The 19,012-nt window shown below is 74.9% G+C and carries 18 protein-coding genes and 1 riboswitch; of the genes, 7 read left to right on the top strand and 11 right to left on the bottom strand.

From position 1 onward, the window contains the following. Positions 1 to 7: 7 nt before the first annotated feature. Together O7609_RS22885 and O7609_RS22880 are read right to left on the bottom strand one after the other, a co-directional pair. Positions 8 to 1,216 (bottom strand): MAB_1171c family putative transporter, encoded by a 1,209-nt coding sequence (locus O7609_RS22885; RefSeq protein ID WP_269744157.1) that lies wholly within the window; start codon positions 1,214 to 1,216, stop codon positions 8 to 10. Position 1,217: 1 nt separating this feature from the next. Then, the gene (locus O7609_RS22880; RefSeq protein WP_269735110.1) at positions 1,218 to 1,796 is read right to left on the bottom strand and encodes an ImmA/IrrE family metallo-endopeptidase; all 579 of its coding nucleotides are present in this window, start codon (positions 1,794 to 1,796) and stop codon (positions 1,218 to 1,220) included. A gap of 237 nt (positions 1,797 to 2,033) precedes the next feature. Between O7609_RS22880 and O7609_RS22875 the strand changes: the two genes are divergently transcribed. Further along, complete coding sequence (locus O7609_RS22875; RefSeq protein ID WP_269735111.1) at positions 2,034 to 2,252, top strand: hypothetical protein; 219 nt, start codon at positions 2,034 to 2,036, stop codon at positions 2,250 to 2,252. A 364-nt stretch (positions 2,253 to 2,616) separates the two neighbouring features. Here O7609_RS22875 and O7609_RS22870 read toward each other — a convergent pair whose 3' ends face one another. The 5 genes from O7609_RS22870 to O7609_RS22850 form a co-directional block, all read right to left on the bottom strand. Next, the gene (locus O7609_RS22870; RefSeq protein WP_269735112.1) at positions 2,617 to 4,185 is read right to left on the bottom strand and encodes a helix-turn-helix domain-containing protein; all 1,569 of its coding nucleotides are present in this window, start codon (positions 4,183 to 4,185) and stop codon (positions 2,617 to 2,619) included. Next, positions 4,182 to 5,288, bottom strand: a complete 1,107-nt coding sequence (locus tag O7609_RS22865) for a DUF917 domain-containing protein (RefSeq protein WP_269735113.1) — start codon at positions 5,286 to 5,288, stop codon at positions 4,182 to 4,184. The genes O7609_RS22870 and O7609_RS22865 overlap by 4 nt, the downstream gene beginning before the upstream one ends. Beyond that, the gene (locus tag O7609_RS22860; protein ID WP_269735114.1) at positions 5,285 to 6,715 is read right to left on the bottom strand and encodes a hypothetical protein; all 1,431 of its coding nucleotides are present in this window, start codon (positions 6,713 to 6,715) and stop codon (positions 5,285 to 5,287) included. The genes O7609_RS22865 and O7609_RS22860 overlap by 4 nt, the downstream gene beginning before the upstream one ends. Positions 6,716 to 6,754: 39 nt before the next feature. Beyond that, positions 6,755 to 7,297, bottom strand: coding sequence for a hypothetical protein (locus O7609_RS22855; protein ID WP_269735115.1), 543 nt, complete (start codon positions 7,295 to 7,297; stop codon positions 6,755 to 6,757). Positions 7,298 to 7,739: 442 nt separating this feature from the next. Beyond that, positions 7,740 to 8,213: a DUF309 domain-containing protein gene (locus O7609_RS22850; protein WP_269735116.1), complete on the bottom strand. Its 474-nt coding sequence runs from the start codon at positions 8,211 to 8,213 to the stop codon at positions 7,740 to 7,742. A gap of 115 nt (positions 8,214 to 8,328) precedes the next feature. Here O7609_RS22850 and O7609_RS22845 point away from each other — a divergent pair, with 115 nt between their 5' ends. Further along, the gene (locus tag O7609_RS22845) at positions 8,329 to 9,885 is read left to right on the top strand and encodes an ATP-dependent DNA ligase (protein ID WP_269744156.1); all 1,557 of its coding nucleotides are present in this window, start codon (positions 8,329 to 8,331) and stop codon (positions 9,883 to 9,885) included. 26 nt (positions 9,886 to 9,911) lie between these two features. Here O7609_RS22845 and O7609_RS22840 read toward each other — a convergent pair whose 3' ends face one another. Further along, positions 9,912 to 10,334, bottom strand: a complete 423-nt coding sequence (locus O7609_RS22840) for an HIT family protein (protein ID WP_269735118.1) — start codon at positions 10,332 to 10,334, stop codon at positions 9,912 to 9,914. 196 nt (positions 10,335 to 10,530) lie between these two features. Here O7609_RS22840 and O7609_RS22835 point away from each other — a divergent pair, with 196 nt between their 5' ends. Then, a complete protein-coding gene (locus O7609_RS22835; protein WP_269735119.1) occupies positions 10,531 to 10,767 on the top strand; it encodes a hypothetical protein in 237 nt (78 codons plus the stop codon). A gap of 15 nt (positions 10,768 to 10,782) precedes the next feature. Here O7609_RS22835 and O7609_RS22830 read toward each other — a convergent pair whose 3' ends face one another. Together O7609_RS22830 and O7609_RS22825 are read right to left on the bottom strand one after the other, a co-directional pair. Continuing rightward, positions 10,783 to 12,696 (bottom strand): AMP-dependent synthetase/ligase, encoded by a 1,914-nt coding sequence (locus tag O7609_RS22830; RefSeq protein WP_269744155.1) that lies wholly within the window; start codon positions 12,694 to 12,696, stop codon positions 10,783 to 10,785. An 84-nt stretch (positions 12,697 to 12,780) separates the two neighbouring features. Beyond that, the gene (locus tag O7609_RS22825) at positions 12,781 to 14,109 is read right to left on the bottom strand and encodes an acetyl-CoA C-acetyltransferase (RefSeq protein ID WP_269744154.1); all 1,329 of its coding nucleotides are present in this window, start codon (positions 14,107 to 14,109) and stop codon (positions 12,781 to 12,783) included. Positions 14,110 to 14,184: 75 nt separating this feature from the next. On the opposite strand from O7609_RS22825, the gene O7609_RS22820 reads away from it, so the two are divergent. Next, positions 14,185 to 15,534, top strand: a complete 1,350-nt coding sequence (locus tag O7609_RS22820) for a 3-oxoacyl-ACP reductase (RefSeq protein ID WP_269744153.1) — start codon at positions 14,185 to 14,187, stop codon at positions 15,532 to 15,534. A gap of 4 nt (positions 15,535 to 15,538) precedes the next feature. Next, entirely contained in the window at positions 15,539 to 16,450 is a 912-nt protein-coding gene (locus tag O7609_RS22815) for a MaoC/PaaZ C-terminal domain-containing protein (protein ID WP_269744152.1), read from the top strand. Here the strand turns inward: O7609_RS22815 and O7609_RS22810 are convergent. After that, the gene (locus O7609_RS22810) at positions 16,424 to 17,077 is read right to left on the bottom strand and encodes a TetR/AcrR family transcriptional regulator (RefSeq protein ID WP_269735124.1); all 654 of its coding nucleotides are present in this window, start codon (positions 17,075 to 17,077) and stop codon (positions 16,424 to 16,426) included. The two genes, O7609_RS22815 and O7609_RS22810, sit on opposite strands and share 27 nt — an antisense overlap. Before the next feature lie 95 nt (positions 17,078 to 17,172). Between O7609_RS22810 and O7609_RS22805 the strand changes: the two genes are divergently transcribed. Continuing rightward, positions 17,173 to 17,631 carry an SCP2 sterol-binding domain-containing protein gene (locus tag O7609_RS22805; protein ID WP_269735125.1) on the top strand — a complete coding sequence of 153 codons (459 nt, stop codon included), beginning with the start codon at positions 17,173 to 17,175 and terminating at the stop codon, positions 17,629 to 17,631. Positions 17,632 to 17,662: 31 nt separating this feature from the next. Beyond that, the gene (locus O7609_RS22800) at positions 17,663 to 18,877 is read left to right on the top strand and encodes an acyl-CoA dehydrogenase family protein (protein ID WP_269744151.1); all 1,215 of its coding nucleotides are present in this window, start codon (positions 17,663 to 17,665) and stop codon (positions 18,875 to 18,877) included. 17 nt (positions 18,878 to 18,894) lie between these two features. Beyond that, a riboswitch (ZMP/ZTP riboswitch) is annotated at positions 18,895 to 18,988 on the top strand. The last annotated feature ends 24 nt before the right edge of the window (positions 18,989 to 19,012 follow it).

The raw sequence follows: 19,012 nt of genomic DNA, 5'->3' as shown, positions 1-19,012 counted from the left end.
CGGAACGTCACGCCCCGGTCCGGGCACGCTCCGCCTCGGCCGGATCACGGCCCGCGGTCAAGACTCTGAAATGGTCCGCGACGCGTGTCAACCACGCGATCTCCTCGTCGATGTCCCCGTCGGGGGCGTGGGTGACGGACTCCGGGCCGCCGGAGCCGGGGCTCGGGGGCCCGGCTGCGCGGGCCGTCAGGGCGCTGCGCAGGAGCAGCGCCTCGTAGGAGGGCGCGGTGTCGGACAGGCCCAGACGCCGGGCCTCGGCGCCGACGCTGTCCGGGTCCATGTAGGGGCGCAGGGCGAGTTGGCCGTCGCGTATCTCGATGACCCGCCGGTAGAGCCGGTACTCGAGGTCCCGGCCGGGGACGAGCTCGTGCAGCCGGGTGGGCGGGGCGTCCAGGGCGATGCCGGGGTTGGCGCGGTAGAGCTCCCACCACAGGGGCCGCAGCCGCCGGTAGGAGCGGTAGTGCCCGCACCACTGGGCAGCCTCGGACAGCTTCGGTCCCCAGGAGGGGACGGTCCAGCCGAACACCTGGAGGAGCGAGCCGATGCTCCCGGCGATCCAGTACAGGTCCGACCACGGTTCGACGAAGCCGGTGGAGACGGCGAGGATCTGCCAGTAGCGGATCAGGCAGTAGACGAGGATGAGCGAGCCGCCGACGGCCACGGCCCACATGCCCGAGCGCAGCCATGAGCGGTGGGCGATGCGGGCGTAGCGCAGGGACAGCCGTACCGCCTCGACCTGGCCGACGGCACAGACGGCGAGGTAGAACGCGAAGTAGGCGGCGTACCGGGGGTTCTCCAGGTTGAGCAGGACGGTGACCTCGGCCGAGCCCTGCCGCTTGGGCGGGTTGACGAAGAAGAACAGGACTGCCAGCACGGCGAGGGCGAGTCCGTAGCCGAGCATGCGGTTGCGGGCCTTGGCCGCCGCCTGCCCGGGGCCGTGGGACCAGTGGACGAGGACGACCTGCTGGGCGGCGGTGAGCACGACGACGAGGGCCTGGCACAGGAACGTGGTGATGTTCGGGTAGTGCAGGAACCGCGCGATGTCGTCGCGCACCTGGTCCAGTTCGACGAAGAAGCTGAGGCTGGAACACAGGAAGTACACGCACAGGGCGATGTAGGCGGCGTCACGCCGGTGGCGGGGCAGCGCGGGCAGCTTGTACAGGACGGCGGCCAGGCCGCCGAGCGCACACGTCCACGACAGGACTTGGTAGAACATCCTAGGGCCGCTCCTGGTGTGTCTCCTGGCCGACGACACTCTCGATCCTGGCGATCGTCTGGGCGGCCTCGGCCGAGACGTCCCAGGTCGCTTCGGCGGGTTTGCGCTGAACCCGGGTCAGCAGCACGGAGGCCATGACCTCGGCCTCCTGTTCCTCGGCGGCCAGATATCCGCACCGCCCCAGCATCCCGCGCACGACGGAGGGTTCGAGGTTGGGGAAGAGCAGGTGGATGGACTGGTCGTCCAGATCCCCGCCGCGGTGGTGGTCGCAGAGGATGTGCGCGAGCTCGTGGGCGACGATGTGCTCCTGGTGCAGCCTGCTGGTGTGGCTCTCGTACAGGACGAAGTCCTCGTCCTGCGTGGCGATCCACAGTCCGTAGACGCCGGTGTCCCGCAGGTCGACGGCGGCGAGCCGGACGGGGCGCTCGCGCCGTCGGCCCACCTGCTCACAGAGGGCGAACATGTCGGGCGAGTCGGCGACTTCCAGGGCGCCGAGGATGTCCTCGCAGGTGCGGCGCAGGGCCTTGAGGTGACGGCCTCGCCGCTGCCGTTCGTTCCGGCGGGAAGGGGCGGCGTTCATCAGTACTCCGTCGGTGGGGTCCCAGTGGGACCGGGTGGGGGTGGGGCTCCTCGTGGCGTCCGTGTGACGAACAGGGTAATGGCGTGCTCACCCGCGTGGGCACCCCGTGCGACGGCAGCGTGACCTCATCGGGGTCCTCCCCGTTGGCTGGTTGTGACAGCAACCTCTTCGGGCGCCCCGTGGCGGGGGCGCGGGCCCACGCCACGCCCCGCATCTGACGAAACGGTTCCTCACGCCGTGGCCACACCCGTCTACACCGCCCTGCTGCGGCAGTGGGCCGCCCAGGACCGCGCGCTGCCCGGCCGGGTGGACGCGGAGTGGGCGGCGCTGGCCGACTACGCGTCCTGGCGGGCGCGGAGCGTCCCCGACCGGCGTCCGCACCCCCCGCGGCTCAGCCGCCCGGCCCGCCCCGGGCAGGGCTTCCCCACTCCCCCGCCGGCCCCTCCCGCCTCCTGACAGCCGGTGCGTCGCACCTCCGCGAGCACGGCGGGCCCGGGTGGCGCGGCACAGCCCGCGGGTCAGGCGCAAGCCGGCCGACGTGGCCGCCTTCTGGGCCCTCGCCCCCGTCGGGCTGGCCGGGGGCGCGGACGCGGCGCCGCCCGAGGTCGCCGTCAACCCGGGGCGCCCCGACGAGCGGCGGATGCCGAAGTGCGACGGGGTGCCGCCGCACGCCGGGCACGTCGTGCGCTGCATGACCGGTGGCGGCGGGTACGGCGACGCCGCCGCGCGCGACCCGGAGGCCGTCCGGGGCGATCTGCTGGTCGGTCAGGTCTCGCCCGGGCACGCGGCGGCGGTGTACGGGACGCCGCCCCGCGCGGGGTCAGCCGCTCACCGCACGGGTGCTCAGGAGGGCGTGGCAGGCCAGGTGGAGGGCCAGCCGGCCGTCGGGCGCGTCCGGGTCGACGCCGCGGGCCCGGATGCGCTCCACCCGGCCGAGGACGGTGTTGCGGTGGACGCCGAGCCGGGCCGCGGTCTGCCCGGTGGAGCCCGCGCAGTCGAGCAGGGCGGCGAGGGTGGTCAGCAGGACGTCGGCCTTGGCGTCGGCCAGCAGGGGCGCGAGCAGGGTACGGGCGGCGGCGGCCAGTTCGGCCACGGGCAGGGCGGCCAGCACGGCGCGCGGGCCGAGCTCGGCGTAGCGCTCGACGGTCCCGGGCGGTCTTCGGCTGGCCGCCGTCGCGGCCAGCTCGGCCTCGGCCAGCGAGCGGCGCAGGCCCGCCACGCCCTCACCCGGCTCCCCCACCCCCGCGGTCAGCGGGAGGGGGATGCGTGCGTGGGCGATGCGCCGCTGGACCTGCCGCACGACCTGGCCGACGTCGCAGCCGGTGAACCAGGTCGTCCAGCCGCCGTGCTGGGACACCAGCGGGGCGGCGGAGCGGCCGGTCTGCCAGCCGGCGACGACTCCGGCGGAGGCCGCCTCCAGGTCGGCGGTGACCGGCTCGGCCGGGCGCAGCTGGACGCCGACGTGCAGCCCGTCGACGGGCCAGCCCGCCTCCCTGGCCATCTGCGCGGGCCCGGCGCCGCCACCGTCCCCGGCCGGTCCGGCGCCGCCACCGTCCCCGGCCGGTCCGGCGCCGCCACCGGGCAGGGCGCTCGCGTCCCCGCTGAGCAGCGACTCCAGCAGCAGCCGGTCGCGTCCGACCTGGTGGGACAGCGACAGCCGCAGCCCGGCTCCGGCCGCGGTCAGGGAGGAGCGGGCGAGGCGCAGGATCGTCGTCACCGTCTCCGTCCACGCGGGGGAGACGTCGCTGAGGCGGGCGACGAGCGTGGCCCAGGGGCGCCCGTCCGGGCCGGGCACCGGGACGGTGACCCGGCGCTGCTGCCCGGCGCAGGCCTCGTCCGTCCGCTGTGCCGCGGCCCGCCCGGCCAGCAGATAGCCCTCCTGGGTGACCAGGGCGACGAGAGCGCCGGGGACCTCGGTGTTGATGGCCCCCACGATGTCCCGCAGGCTGGACCGTTCGCTGAACAGGACGGCGCAGCGCGCGACGAGGCGGGTGCGGGCGGCCTCGGTGTCCGCGACGGCGACGGCCAGGTCGAGGGCGAGGCGGGCGGGGTCGGCGACGGAGAGCAGCGGCATCCGCAGCCGCTCGGCCAGCTGCGGGGTGGAGCCGGTGACGGGGATGTCCGCGGGCGCCACCACGCAGGCGGCGTTGCGCTCCCAGGCGAAGCGCATCGCCGCCTCCAGCGCCCAGCTTCCGTGGGCCGCGGCCGGATGGAGCACCATGGCGGTCTCCGGGCTGCACCGCCGGGCCTGGTCCAGCTCCGAGATGAGGGTGACGCCGGTGACGGGCCTCTCCAGTCGGTCTCCGGCCCAGATCCGGGCCTCGCCGAGGGGGCCGAAGCGCACCAGCTCGGCGACGGTCAGCGGACCGGCGGGACGGCTGCGGCTCATCGGCTGCCCTCCTCGTTCGGGTGACGCACGGGGAAACCGAAGGCGCGCGGACCCGCGAGCGCGAGGCCCTCGGGGGTGTGCCACCTGGGTGCGGCCGGTACGACCAGGACGTCCACGTGGTCGCCGACGGCCACGCCCTCCAGCCCGACCGGGCGCAGCTTCTGCCGGTCCAGCAGACACACCACGTCGGGCACGGCGGCCACGACGGCGCCGTCCACGAGGGCCAGCAGGATCTCGTTCTGCGCCTCCAGCCGGACGACGGGGCCGTCCGAGGCCGGGTCGGACACCACGATGCTGGTGGGCATGGACGGGTAGTGGCGGGCGCCCGCGGCGGGCTCCGGCAGGTCGAGCGCGACGACGCGGCCGCTGGCCAGCAGCCGGGCGCCGACGGTGCGGGCGAGCCCGGCCAGCACGGCGGCGTGCCGGTTCTGGGTGAGGAGCAGCTCGCCCATGCGCAGGATGCGGCTCGTCGAGCCGCGGATGGCGGCGTGCCGCAGTCGTTCGACGGTCGTGGGGTACATGGCGCACGTCATGAGCCCGCCGGAGGCGTCGACGGCCCCGCGCAGCAGCAGGTCGGCGCGGGCCGTGGAGCAGTCGAGCACGACGCTGTCGCCCGCGGCGCTCATCGCGGCCAGCGGGGCGACGGGCAGCCCGGCGAGGGCGTAGGTGGTCTGGTGGATGAGCGGGAGGATGCGCCCCATGCCGTCGCAGTCCACCAGGGGCACGCCCAGGGCCGCCGCGGCGGCGACGGGGACCAGGGCGTTGGGGCCGGCGGAGTTGAGCGCCACGACGGCGTCCACAGCTTCCCCCGTGCGATCTTCCAGGGCGCGGACGGCCGCCGCGAACTCGTCTCCGCTGAAGGGCAGTTCGATGAGCGGTGCGAAGCCGCCTACGGCCCCCACGGCCACGCAGCGGTTGCCGGACGGCAGCCCGTCCAGCGGCACCAGCGGCACCGGGCCGTGCTGGTCGAGCAGCGCGCCGACGCACACGGTCAGGCCGTCCAGGCCGGCCGCGCCCCGGCCGGAGCTGAGGAGTTCGTTCCCGGCGACCAGGGCGGGCAGGTCGGCGGCGGCGATGTGCCGCAGCGGCACGGGCGCGTTCATCGGCCGTCCTCCGTCCGCCACGGCTCCCCGGCCCGGGGGCGCCCCCCGGCGCGGGGGCCGCTGCCGGCCCGTATCTGGATGCGGTAGATCCGCAGGTATCCCACGGCCGTGGCGGAGGAGCGGACCACCGTGGCGGTGCCCGGTTCGGCGCCGTGCGCGGCCACGAGCGCGAGCGCCCGGTGTTCGGCCTGGGCCTGGACCCCTTCGAGCGTCTCGCCCACGCCCACCGGCACGAGGAGGTCGAGCCAGGCGCCGGGCTCCGTGCCCGCCGCTCCGGCCGCCGCGAGGTCGGCCTCGGGCCGCAGCAGGACGGCCTGTCGCCCGGCCTGCTCGGCGAGTTCCTCAGCCGTCCGCCGCCCGCCGTCGTCCAGCGGGGCGATCACGTCCGCCGTCTGCCGGCTGCGCGCCCCGGGCAGCGTCATCCCGGCGGCGCGGGCCGGGGCGGTGGTGAGGACGGGCTGGGGCGCGGACACCCGCACACCGCCGGTTCCCGGCAGGTCCGACTCGACGTGCGGCAGGCCGTCCCGGACCTGGCCGACCGTCACGGTCCCGCTCTGGGCGAGCACGACGAGGGCGTCGGCGGTGCCCGACTGCCGGGCGGCGGCGATCAGGGCGGCGGCCGCGGTGGCGGCGAGCCCGAGCACCGGCAGCCAGCACAGCCGCCGGGCCGAGACGCGGCCGCCGTCCCCGGTGGCGAACCAGCAGGCGGGGGCGCCGGGCAGCGTGGCGGTGGACTTCTCGCAGTGCGCGATGACGCTCTCGGCCGGGCCGAGCAGAGCGGCGTTGATGACGGTCGTCGCCTCGCGTTCCAGGAGCCCGAGGCCGCCTGTCTCGTGCGAGAGGCACAGTCGCAGCCGCGGGTCGCGCTCCAGGAGGGCCGCGGCCGCCCCCGCCTCGTGGTCGGGGCAGGCGGTGGCGCCGGTGGCGGTGATGGCGACGGTGCCGATTCCGGCGGCGGCGACGGCGTCCGCGCAGCGGAGCGCGGCGGTGAGATCGGGTGCGGCCAGTTCGGTGCCGAAGAGGTCGTGCCCGCCCCGGGCGGTGCCGCGCCAGGCGACCAGCGAGCGGATGAGCGCGGCCGGGTGGCAGCCGGCCCCGGCGACGGCGGGCGGGCGGGGCACCAGCCGGAGGGCGGCCACCGGGCGCCGTCCAGGCGGCCAGGAGGGGGCGCGGCCCGCGGGGCGGTCCTCCGCCGGTGCGGCGGCCCGGGTCAGGGCGGACTCCAGGACGGCCGAGACGTCCCAGGTGACCGAGGCGACGGCGGACGGCGCGCGGTCGGCCAGCCGGCGCAGGAGGCGGTCGGCCACCTCGCGTGGGCGCGGACCGGCTCCGTCGTCGAGCGGAGCACCGGCCGCTTCGACGATCCGGTCGCCGTCGAGCAGCGCCGCGTGGATGTCGCGGGTGCCCAGGCGGACCCCGATGCGCATGCGTCCCCTTCGTGCGGTGCGTGTGGGCGGCCGGTTCCCTCACGACGTCCAGCGGTAGTACACGTCGGCCGGTTGGTGTGGTCCGTGCTCGTCCTGAGCCTGGTGTGGCTGCGGTGGCGATTCTTCCGGATGAAGGGCCTCCGTGGGGAGGGCGGCGGTGAACCTGTTCGGGCCGTGGCGGCGCAGTGAACGGACCCGGCACAGCGTGTCGTAGAGCGCGACACCGTCGGTCAGCACGTGGGTGCGCTCCGGCGGCTGGAGCCAGAAGCGGGCCGCACACGGCCGGTAGTCGAGCCCGCCGCCGTCCGGCGAGCTGCAACGGGTGGTCAGGCGCCGGTACAGGGCGCTGGGCGGCGGCCACTGCCAGGGCCCGTCTTCCGGGTCGACGGGTGCGTGGGCCAACTCGTGGACGAGGCAAATGAGCACGGCTCCCACCCGCATCCCCTGGTGGCGCATGGCCTGCAGGGAGTCCACCAGGCTGCGGCGCGGCGCCTGCACGATGCCGCCCTGGTGGCCGTTCAGCTCGGGCGGCGGCGTCTCACCGAAGGTGACGAGCCACGGTAACTCGAAGGTCTCCATCACGACCGGCTCCACCGGGAACGCGGACGGTGCGGGACCACGAGCGCTCCCCCCCTCCGGTGACCCCCCCTTCCGTCTGGGCGAAGACGGCTGTACGTTGACAGCTCAACCATCCTCTGCATGACTGCCCCCCAGTGGCAAGCACAGCGCCTCGGCCTCGGTCGGTCGGCACGAGCGCTGCGGATGTGTGGTGCACGGTCGCAAGGGACGCTAGTGGGACGCCGACGGTTGTCCCTGTGCACCGTGCACAGTCGAGCCCCCGTCAGGTGTGCCGCCCGCACGGCTCACTGTAGAGCGCTTCCGCTCATCCGACCATCATCCCAGGGTGCCGTGGGGTTACCCGCCGTTGTACCGACGGCGAAGGAGTGCCCGCATTCCGTGACCGACGCCACGTCGGCGACATGGCGGGGCGTCAGCCGGCCGGGAGGATGACCGGAACCCGCCGCTATCCGCGCAGTCTCGGCGCGATGGCGTCGGCGGCCGGCGCCTCGCCGAACTGCCCGACCCGCTCGGCGAGCTCGTGCGCCCACGCGACGAGCCCGGGCACGTCCACCCCGTGCGGGAGCGCCTCGGCCATGGGCTCGATGCCCTCCGCGCCGCGCCGCAGCAGGGCTGCGGCGCCCACCGGGTTGCCGCGGGCCGCGTGCGTCACCCCGACGGCCAACTGGGCCAGCCCGCGCCACAGTCGGCGCTCGGCGGCCGGACCCGACTTCCAGGCGTCCTCCAGCACCTCGTGAGCGTGGAACGGCCTGCCCGCGTCCAGCAGGCGCTGGGCCTCCGACAGGGACTCCTCCGGGGTCCGCACGACGCCCTCGGGCTGCCGGGCCACGCCCGTCTCGCCGTAGGGCAGCGGGCGGCCGAGCCCGTCCCGCGGGCGGGCGCTGCGGGCCCGGCCCGCCTCGTCCCGGTCACGCACCACCGTGCCTCCTCACACGTCCACGTCCCCGGGGGCGATTCTACGGAGACGGCACGGGCGGCGAGGCGGCGGGAGCCGCCGTCCTGCGCCGCGCGGGGCTGCGGGCGAGGATGGACGCATGCTGCTCGCGGACCTCGCCAGGACCTCGAACGCCGTGGCCGCCACCTCCTCCCGCTCGGCGAAGGTGGCCCTCCTCGCGGAGCTGTTCGGCACCGCCGGGCCGTCCGAGGCGCCGGTCGCCGTCACGTATCTGGCGGGACGGCTGCCGCAGCGGAGCATCGGCGTGGGCTGGCGCACGCTCGCCGAACCGGTGCCCCCGGCGGCCGAGGCGGCTCTGACCGTCCCGGAGGTCGACGCGGCGCTGAGCGCCGTCGCCGCCGTCGCCGGGAAGGGCGCGCAGGCCGAACGCCGCCGGCTGCTGGAGGGCCTGCTGCGCGCGGCGACCGCCGAGGAGCAGCATTTCCTGGTGCGGCTCCTCACCGGGGAGCTGCGGCAGGGCGCGCTGGACGCGCTCGCCGTCGAGGGGCTGGCCGCGGCGAGCGGGGCGGACGTCGCCGCGGTGCGGCGCGCGGTCATGCTCGGCGGCTCACTGGGCGCGGTGGCCGAGGCCGTGCTGGCCCGGGGCCCCGCCGCGCTCGCGGACTTCCGGCTCACCGTGGGCCGCCCGGTGCTGCCGATGCTCGCCCAGAGCGCGGGAGACGTGGACGAGGCGCTGGACCGGCTCGGACCGTGCGCGGTGGAGGAGAAGCTCGACGGCATCCGGGTGCAGGTCCACCTCGACGGTGCCGAGGTCGCCGTCTACACCCGCACGCTGGACGAGATCACCGAGCGGCTGCCCGAGGTGGTGAGCGCGGCCCGGGAGCTGTCGGCGCGCTCGGCCGTGCTGGACGGCGAGATGATCGCGCTGGACGCGGCGGGCCGCCCACGGCCGTTCCAGGAGGTCTCCGGCCGGGTCGGCTCCCGCTCGGACGTCGGGACGGCGCGGGCCGCCCTGCCCCTGTCCGCCGTCTTCTTCGACCTGCTGTCCGTGGACGGGCGCACGCTGCTCGACCTGCCCGCGCACGAGCGACACGCCGCGCTGGCCGCGGTGGTGCCCGAGCCGCTGCGCGTGCGGCGGCTCACCGTCGCCGACCCGGCCGCCCCGGCCGGGCGGGCCGAGGCCCGGCGCTTCACCGAGGAGGTGCTCGCCCGGGGCCACGAGGGGGTCGTTCTCAAGGCGCTGGACGCCCCGTACAACGCGGGGCGGCGGGGCGCGTCGTGGCTGAAGGTCAAGCCGGTCCACACGCTGGACCTGGTCGTGCTGGCGGCGGAGTGGGGGCACGGCCGCCGCACCGGCACCCTGTCGAACCTGCATCTGGGGGCGCGGCGGGCGGACGGGACGTTCGCGATGCTGGGCAAGACGTTCAAAGGCCTGACGGACGCCCTGCTGGCCTGGCAGACGCGGCGGCTGACGGAGCTGGCCGGCGAGCGCGAGCCGTGGGGCGTACGGGTGCGTCCCGAGCTGGTCGTCGAGGTGGCCTTCGACGGGGTCCAGCACTCCTCCCGCTACCCGGACGGCCTGACGCTGCGCTTCGCGCGGGTGCTGCGCTACCGGGAGGACAAGCGGGCCGAGGAGGCCGACACCGTCGAGACGGTCCGGGCCCTGCACGAGCGCGGAGGCGGGGCGACGGCCTGAACCGGCCGCCGCCGCACGCCTCCTGGTCAGGTGTCCCCGTCGGCCAGCGCGCCGCGCACCCGGGCGGCGACGGCGGCGGCCTCGTCCGCGTCCGCGTAGCGGGTGCGCGGCCAGAAGAACCCCCGCAGCCCGTCCTTGCGGTTGCGCGGCACGACGTGGGTGTGGAAGTGCGGCACCGACTGGCTGACCCGGTTGTTGGCGGCGACGAACGTGCCCGCGGCGGCCATGGCCCGCTCCACCGCCCCGGCGAGCCGCCGGACCCGCAGGTAGTACGGGCCGACCTCCTCGGGGGCGAGGTCCGTGAGGGTCTCCCGGTGTGCGCGGGGGACGACGAGCACATGGCCGGGGAAGAGCGGGCGGTGGTCGAGGAAGGCGACGGCCACGTCGTCCTCGAACACCCGGTGGGCCGCGATGTCCCCGGCGACGACGGAACAGAAGAGGCAGCTCATGAAGGCCAGTCAACCGGGTGGCCGAGCGTCGGCCGCCACCCGGGCGCACCGGCGTCGTCCGGGCGGGTGGTCGCGGCTGGGCCGGTCGGCGGGCGGGACGCGTCGCGCCGGGCCGCCCGGCGGCCGCGGCGCCATCCTTGGCCGGTGGCGGACGACCGAGCGTCCGCCACCGTCCGAGCACTGTGGGAGAGCAGCCATGGCCGTGTGCGAAGTGTGCAGCAACGAGTACGAGATGTCCTTCGAGGTCCACGCACGGGGCGGCGCCGTCCATGTGTTCGACAGCCTGGAGTGCATGGCCCAGAAGATGGCGCCGATCTGTGAGAACTGCTCGTGCCGGATTCTGGGGCACGGCGTGCAGTCGGACGGTCAGTTCTTCTGCTGCGCCCACTGCGCCCGGGTCCAGGGGCACGCCGAGCTGGTCGACCACGCCTGAGGCCGGCCGCCGCCCTCAGGCGTACAGGGCCTCGACCTCCTCGGCGAAGGCCGTGAGGACGGCCTGGCGCTTGACCTTGAGCGAGGGCGTCAGCATCCCGTTCTCCTCGGTGAACTCCCCCGGCACCAGCCGGAAGGTGCGGATCGACTCGGCCCGCGAGACGGCCTCGTTGGCGTGCTCGACGGCCCTGCCGATGTCGGCGAGGAGTTCGGGGTCCTCCCGCAGCCGCTCGAACGGCGTGTCCCGGGGCCGCTTGCGGACGGCCAGCCAGTGCTCCACGGCCTCCGGGTCGAGCGTGATCAACGCGCCGACGCAGGGCCGGTTGTCGCCGACGACCAGGCACTGGCCCACCGGCGGACGGCTGCGCAGGCGGTCCTCCAACACCGCCGGGGAGACGTTCTTGCCCCCGGAGGTGACGATGATGTCCTTCTTGCGTCCGGTGATGGTCAGATAGCCGTCGTCGTCGAGCGTGCCCAGGTCGCCGGTGACGAACCAGCCGTCGCTCAGGGCCTCCCGGGTGGCGGCCTCGTTGTTCCAGTAGGACGTGAACACGATGCCGCCCCGCACCAGGACCTCGCCGTCGTCGGCGATGCGGACGGCGGTGCCCGGGACGGGCCGGCCGACGGTACCGGGACGGGGGTCGAGCGGCGGGATGACGGTGGCCGCGGCGGTCGTCTCGGTCAGGCCGTAACCCTCGTAGACGAGCACGCGGCTGGCCAGGAAGAAGAGGTTGAGGTCGCGGTCCAGCGGGGAGCCGCCGCTGATGGCGTACCGCAGCCTGCCGCCCAGCTCCCTGCGCACCCGGCGGTAGACGAGCAGGTCGTACAGCTTCCAGGCGAGGGCGAGCCCGGGGCCCGGCCCCCTGCCGGTGCCCAGCAACTCGGCCAGCACGGCTTCGGCGTAGCGCACGGCGATCCGGTCGGCGCGCTCGAAGGAGGAACCGCGGCCCAGCTTCTCGGCCGTGGCCCGGCCGGTGTCGTGGATCTTCTCGAACAGATACGGCACGCCGACGAGGAACGTGGGGCGGAAGCGGCGCAGTTCGGGGCGCAGTTCGTCGGGCCTGATGCTCGGCCAGTGGCCGAGCTCGATCCGGGCCGTCAGGCAGGCGATCTGGATGGTGCGCCCGAGGATGTGGGCGAGCGGCAGGAACAGCAGCGTGGAGGCGGCCTGGCCGGTGACGGCCTGGAAGACGGGGTGCAGGAGCTGGACGGTGTTGTTGGCCTCGGCGTGCAGGTTGGCATGGGTGAGCACGCAGCCCTTGGGCCGTCCCGTGGTGCCGGACGTGTAGCAGACGGTGGCGATGGTCCCGGGGGTCAGGGCTGCGCGTCGGCCGCCCACCTCCTCGTCCGTGATCCGGCCTCCGGCTGCCGTGAGTTCGGCCACGCCGCCGGCGTCGAACTCCCAGATCCGCACCGGTTCGCCGAGCCGGCCGGCCGCCTCCTCGACGGTGGCGCGGTGTTCGGCGTTCTCCACGACGGCGAACCGGGCGCCGGAGTCCTCCAGGATCCAGTGCACCTGGTCGGCCGCCGAGGTGGCGTACACGGGGACGCTCTGCCCTCCGGAGGCCCAGATCGCGAAGTCCGCCAGGGCCCACTCGTAGCGGGTGCGGGACATCACCGCGACCCGCCCGCCGGGCCGCAGTCCTGCGGCGACGAGTCCCTTGGCCACCGCGGTGACCTCGGCGGCGAACCGCGCGGCGGTGACGGGCTCCCAGCTCTCCCCGCGCTTGCGCCGCATCACCACGGCGTCCGGTGCCTCCTGGGCGTTGGTGAAGGGGATGTCGGCCGTGCTGCCGGCGACCGGTTCGGGGGCGAGGGCCGCGGACCGCGCCTCCCGCACGACGCCTCCTTCCCGGATCACCTCGACGGCGGCCCGGGCGGCCAGGTCACGACGGCTGCGTGCTGCTTTCAGGTCCTTGCGTACTCCCATGGAGGCGGCTCCTGTTCACGAGGGGCAGGGTGGAGGGGCGGGTGCCGCGGCGGGGGCCGGGGCAGGCGCGGGGCCGGGGCACGGTCAGCGTTCGAGCACGGCGGTCACGCCCAGCCCGCCGGCCGCGCAGACGGAGACGAGGCCACGGACGGGCTCCCGGCCCTCGCCGGGCTCGCCGCCGCGTTCGTCCGCGCGTTCGTGGAGCAGCTTCGCCAGCGTGGCGACGATGCGGCCGCCGGTGGCGGCGAAGGGGTGGCCGACGGCCAGCGAGGAGCCGGCGACGTTCAGCCGGTCCCGGTCGACGGCGCCGAGCGGGGCGTCCAGGCCGAGGCGCTCGGCGCAGAAGCGCGGGTCCTCCCAGGCGGCGAGCGTGGCGAGCACCTGGGAGGCGAAGGCCTCGTGGATCTCGACGAGGTCCACGTCGGCGAGGCGGAGGCCGGCGGCCTCCAGCAGCCGGGGCACGGCGAAGGCGGGTGCCATGAGGAGGCCGTCGGGGCCGTCGACGAAGTCCACGCCCGTCGTACGGGAGTGGCTGAAGTAGGCGAGCACCGGCAGTCCGTGGGCGGCGGCCCACTCCTCGCTGGCGAGCAGCACGGTCGCGGCGCCGTCGGTGAGCGGGGTGGAGTTGCCCGCCGTCATGGTGGCCCGCGGCCCGTCGCCGAAGACGGGCCGCAGCGTGGAGAGCTTCTCCTCACTGCTGCCGGGGCGCAGGTTCTGGTCCCGCTCCAGGCCGCGGAAGGGGGTGAGGAGGTCGTCGAAGAAGCCGCGCTCGTAGGCGGCGGCCAGCCGACGGTGGCTGGTTGCGGCCAGCGCGTCCTGGTCGGCGCGGGAGACGTCCCACCGCAGGGCGGTGCGCGCGGCGTGCTCGCCCATGGACAGGCCGGTGCGCGGCTCGGCGTTGCGCGGGACGTCCGGGACGAGGTGGCGGGGGCGGACGGCGCCGAGGGCCCGGAGCCGCTGCCCGAGGGTGCGGCTCCGCCGGGCCGTGAGCAGCGCCTTGCGCAGGTCGTCGTTGACGCCGAGGGGCGCGTCGCTGGCGGTGTCCACGCCGCCGGCGACGCCGCACTCGATCTGGCCGAGGGCGATCTTGTTGGCGACCAGGCTCACGGCCTCCAGCCCGGTGCCGCAGGCCTGCTGGACGTCGTAGGCGGGGGTGCGGGGGTCCAGCGGGCTGCCGAGGACGACCTCGCGGGCGAGGTTGAAGTCCCGGGCGTGCTTGAGCACGGCGCCGGCGACGAACTCGCCGAGCGTCTTGCCGTGCAGCCCGTAGCGGTCGGCGAGGCCGGCGAGGGCGGCGCCCAGCATGTCCTGGTTGCTCGCGGTGGCGTAGGGACCGTCCGCCCGGGCGAAGGGGATGCGGTTGCCTCCGACGATGGCGACGCGACGGCCGGGGGAGCTCCCGGGGGAAGTCATGGACGGTTCTCCTTGTGGTCCGGGGACTCGGTTCTTACTCTTGGGTAAACTTACTTGTGCGTAAGGAGAAAATCCATGGCCGATCGCTACCAGCGGCTCGCCAACAGCGGACCGGGCGGCTTCCTCGTCCGCAGGCTCGGACTGCCCCACCCCGAGCCCCTGCGACGACACGAGGCCGGCGATCCCGTGGTGACGGGCCCGGTGGTCCTGGGCGGCGCCGAGGGCGGACGCCTCCGCCGACCGCTGCGGAAGCTCCTGGGGGCGAGCGGCGCCACCGTCCTCGGACCGGACGCGGCGGACGACGGACGGCCCGCCGCCCTCGTGTTCGACGCGACCGGCGTCTCCGACAGCGACGGCCTCACGGACCTGCACGCCTTCTTCCACGCCCGCATCCGCTCCCTGGCCCCGTGCGGACGCCTCGTCGTCCTCGGCACACCCCCGGAGCAGGCGGGCCCGTCGGCGGCGGCCGTCGCCCAGCGCGCGCTGGAGGGCTTCGTCCGGTCGGCGGGCAAGGAGCTCAGGCGTGGGGCGACCGCCCATCTGCTGCACGTCGCGCCCGGGGCGGAGGGAGCCGTCGAGTCCACCCTGCGGTTCGCCCTGTCCGCCCGCTCGGCCTACGTCTCCGGGCAGGTGCTGCGGGTGGACGGCACCGGCGACGTGCCGTCCACCGAGGACTGGGACCGGCCGCTGTCCGGAAGGATCACCCTGGTCACCGGCGCCTCCCGGGGCATCGGCGAGGTCGTGGCCGCGACGCTCGCCCGGGACGGGGCCCACGTCGTGTGCCTGGACGTCCCCGCCCAGGGCGGGCAGCTGCGCGCCGTCGCCGCACGCTGCGGCGGCAGCGCCCTGGAGCTGGATGTCACCGCGCCCGGGGCGCCCCGGGCGCTCGCCGAGCACCTGCGCACCGAGCACGGCGGCGTGGACGTCGTGGTCCACAACGCGGGCATCACGCGGGACCGGATCCTCGGCCGCATGGACGCCGACCGCTGGAGGGCCGTCATCGCGGTCAACCTGACCTCCGTCGAGCGCATGACGGAGGCCCTGCTGGCCGGAGACGACCCGGTCCTGCGCTACGGCGGCCGGCTCGTGTGCACGTCGTCGATCTCCGGCATCGCCGGCAACGCCGGGCAGACGAACTACGCGACCGCCAAGGCCGGGCTCATCGGGCTCGTGGAGGCGCTCGCCCCGCGGGTGTCCGGCCGCGGCATCACCGTCAACGCGGTGGCCCCGGGCTTCATCGAGACCCGGATGACCGCGGCGGTACCGCTGTTCATCCGGGAGGCCGGACGCCGTCTGAACAGCCTGAACCAGGGCGGACAGCCGGTGGACGTCGCCGAGGCCGTCGCCTTCTTCGCCGCACCGGCAAGCGCCGGGGTCAACGGCCAGGTGCTGCGCGTGTGCGGCCAGGCCCTGCTGGGGGCGTGACGCCGTGGACCGCGAGAAGACCGCCGGAACGCCCGCCCGCACTCCCGCGGTGCGCGAACTGCGCGCCGTCCCGTCCCTGTTGCCCCTCTACGCCCGCGCCGTCCTGCCCAAGGGCGGGCCCAGGGGCGGGCCCCGCGGCCCGGCCCCCGAGCGGGAGCTGACCGTCACGGCGCGGGCCGAGCCCGCCAGGGTCCACCGCTACGCGGAGGTGTGCGGCTTCCCGGTCGCCGCGCCGCTGCCCCTGACCTACCCGCACCTCGTCGCGTTTCCGCTGGCGATGGCACTGATGGCCCGTCGCGACTTCCCCCACCCGCTGCTCGGCCTCGTCCACGTCGCCAACGTCGTGGAGCGGACGCGTCCGGTGGACCCCGGGGAGGAGCTGACCTACCGCGTGCGCACGGGCGCCGAGGTGCCGCACCCGAAGGGCACGGCGTTCGAGATCCACGCCGAGGCCCGGGACGGCGACACCGCCGTCTGGCGTTCGACGAGCACCTACCTGCGCCGCGGCCGCCCGACAGGCCCGGCGGCCGGACCGGGGCCGGACGAGGCACTCCCCCGCCCCGACCGCACCGAGCGCTGGCGGCTGCCGGGTTCGACGGGGCGGGCCTACGCGGCGGTGTCCGGCGACCGCAACCCGATCCACCTGTACCCGCTCACCGCGCGGCTTCTGGGGTTCCCCCGGGCGATCGCGCACGGGATGTGGAGCAAGGCCCGCTCGCTGGCGGCGCTGGCCGACGTCCTGCCGGAGGCCTGCCGGGCGGAGGTGCGCTTCCGCTCCCCCGTCCTGTTGCCGGCCGGGGTGGAGTTCGGCCACGCGGTCCGGGACGGCGGGCACGCGTTCGTCCTGCGCTCCGCGGACGGCACGCGGGAGCACCTGCGCGGGCGCGTCTCACCCCTCGGCCGGACCGGGGGGTGACCACACCTCGCCCCCGAGCACGTTGCGCATGCCGACCCAGGACATGTTCATGAGCCGCAGCGTGACGCGCTCGGGGGACTCGTCGGGATGGCTCTCCAGCCAGTCGGTGAGCGTGTCGGCGGCCCCCACCAGGGCGTGGGCGACGAAGTCGGCGTCCTCCTCGTCCAGACGGGCCGGGTTGGGGCTGTCGGCGATGCCGTCGCTGACCAGCCCGGCCACCTGGGCCATGACCGTGCGCCGGGCCGCGGCCACCTCGTGGGCGATGCGCTCGGAGAGTTCGGAGGCCTGACGGTGCAGGACGACCCAGCTGTCGCGGTGCGCGTGCACGAAGCCGAAGAAGGCGGAGAGCCCCGCCCACAGCCGCTGGTCCGCGGTGGCCTCCTCGCGCGCCGCGTTCTCGAAGGCCTCGGCCAGCCGCCCCGCCTCCCTGCGCACACAGGCGATGAACAGGTTCTCCTTGGAGTCCAGATACAGGTAGACCATCGGCTTCGAGACCCCGGCCAGCTCGGCGATCTCGTCCACCGAGGCGGCATGGTAGCCGCGCTTGGCGAACACCTGGACCGCCACGTCGATCATCTGTTGCTCCCGGACCTGCCGGGGGACCCGTCGCCTGCGTTTCTCCGTCACCCTTGCCAGCCTACCCACCCCGTGGCTAATCTTACTAAAGAGTAAACTTACTAAGAAGTAAGATACTGCCCGCCCGCTTCAGTGAGGAACCGACCATGGGTACATCGCGCGACGACCTGGCCGCTCTGGACTTCGCGACCATCTCCCCGCAGGAGTTCGCGACGATCGTGAAGGGCCTGTCCGCCGGGGAGATCGGCCAGTTCATGACCGGCGAGTTCCGCGACCGGGTCCTCGGCGCGGTCTTCTCCCGCATGGAACGGCAGTTCCGCCCCGAGGCCGCGGGCTCGCTCAGCGCGCTGATCCGCTGGAAGATCACCGGCGCGAGCGACGCCGTCTACGAGACGGCCATCGACGCGGGCGCCTGCACCGTCCGCGAGGGCCGCAGCGACGCCGAACCGCGGGTGAGCCTCGTCATGGGCGACGCGGAGTTCCTGAAGCTCGTCTCCGGCAACGGCTCCCCGGTGACGATGTTCATGACCCGCAGACTCAAGGTCGCCGGCGACGTCGGCATGGCCTCCGGGCTCACTCGGCTCTTCGACATCCCCAAGGCCTGACCGGCGCGCGAGAGACCACCAGGAGACGGACATGAGCGGGTTCTCCCTCGAACTCACCGAAGAACAGCGCGACCTGCGCGACTGGGTCCACGGCTTCGCCACGGAGGTCGTCCGCCCCGCGGCACCGGAGTGGGACGACCGCGAGGAGACGCCCTGGCCCGTCATCCGGGAGGCCGCGAAGATCGGCCTGTACGGCTTCGAGTCGCTGGCCGAGATGTACGGCGACCCCTCGGGCCTCTCCCTCCAGATCGCCAACGAGGAGCTCTTCTGGGGCGACGCGGGCATCGGCATGGCCCTCTTCGGCACCTCCCTCGCCGCGGCCGGCATCTTCGCCTCCGGCACCCCCGACCAGATGGCCGAGTGGCTGCCGCAGTGCTACGGCGACGCCCGGGACCCCCGGCTCGCCGCCTTCTGCGTCTCCGAGCCGCACGCGGGCTCCGACGTGTCCGCGATGCGCACCCGGGCCCGCTACGACGCGGCCTCCGACACCTGGGTGCTGAACGGCCAGAAGGCCTGGATCACCAACGGCGGCATCGCCGACGTCCACGTCGTCGTCGCCTCCGTGGACGCGGAACTGGGCTCCCGCGGCCAGGCCGCGTTCATCGTCCCCCCGGGCACGGAGGGCCTGGCCGGCAACCGCAGGATCAGGAAACTGGGGTTGCGGGCCTCGCACACCGCCGACGTCTTCCTCGACGACGTCCGGGTGCCCGGTGCCTGTCTGCTGGGCGGCAGGGAGCGGCTCGACCGGCGTCTGGCCAGGGCCAGGGAGGGCCGGGCCGCCAAGGGCCAGGCCGCCATGGCGACCTTCGAGGTCAGCCGTCCCACGGTGGGAGCTCAGGCCCTCGGGATCGCCCGGGCCGCCTACGAGTACGCCCTGGAGTACGCGGGTGAGCGGGAGGCCTTCGGGCGTCCGATCATCGACAACCAGTCCATCGCCTTCACCCTGGCCGACCTGCGCACCGAGATCGAGGCCGTCCGGCTCCTGATCTGGCAGGGCGCCTGGATGGCCCGCAACGACAAGCAGTTCACCGCGGGCCAGGGCTCGATGGCCAAGCTGCGCGCCGGGGAACTGGCCGTGAGCGCGACCGAGAAGGCCGTCCAGATCCTCGGCGGGGCCGGCTACAGCCGCGAGCACCCGGTGGAACGCATGTACCGCGACGCGAAGATCTACACGATCTTCGAGGGCACGAGCGAGATCCAACGGCTCGTGATCGCCCGCGCGCTCTCCGGCAGGAACATCCGCTGACCGGGCTTGATACGCTCGCAGCGAGCCGTGACTGGCGCGAGGAAATGGGACTGACCATTGGGGAGCGGCTCCGTCAACGGTGATGTGCTGCCGCGCGCCTGGGCCACCGGAGCACACCCCGCCGCCTCCCGGAGG

It is taken from the genome of Streptomyces sp. WMMC1477 (assembly GCF_027460245.1).
Classification (GTDB): Bacteria; Actinomycetota; Actinomycetes; order Streptomycetales; family Streptomycetaceae; genus Streptomyces.
Note: the sequence above shows the minus strand (reverse complement) of the source record. Positions and strands in the feature narration are given on the sequence as shown.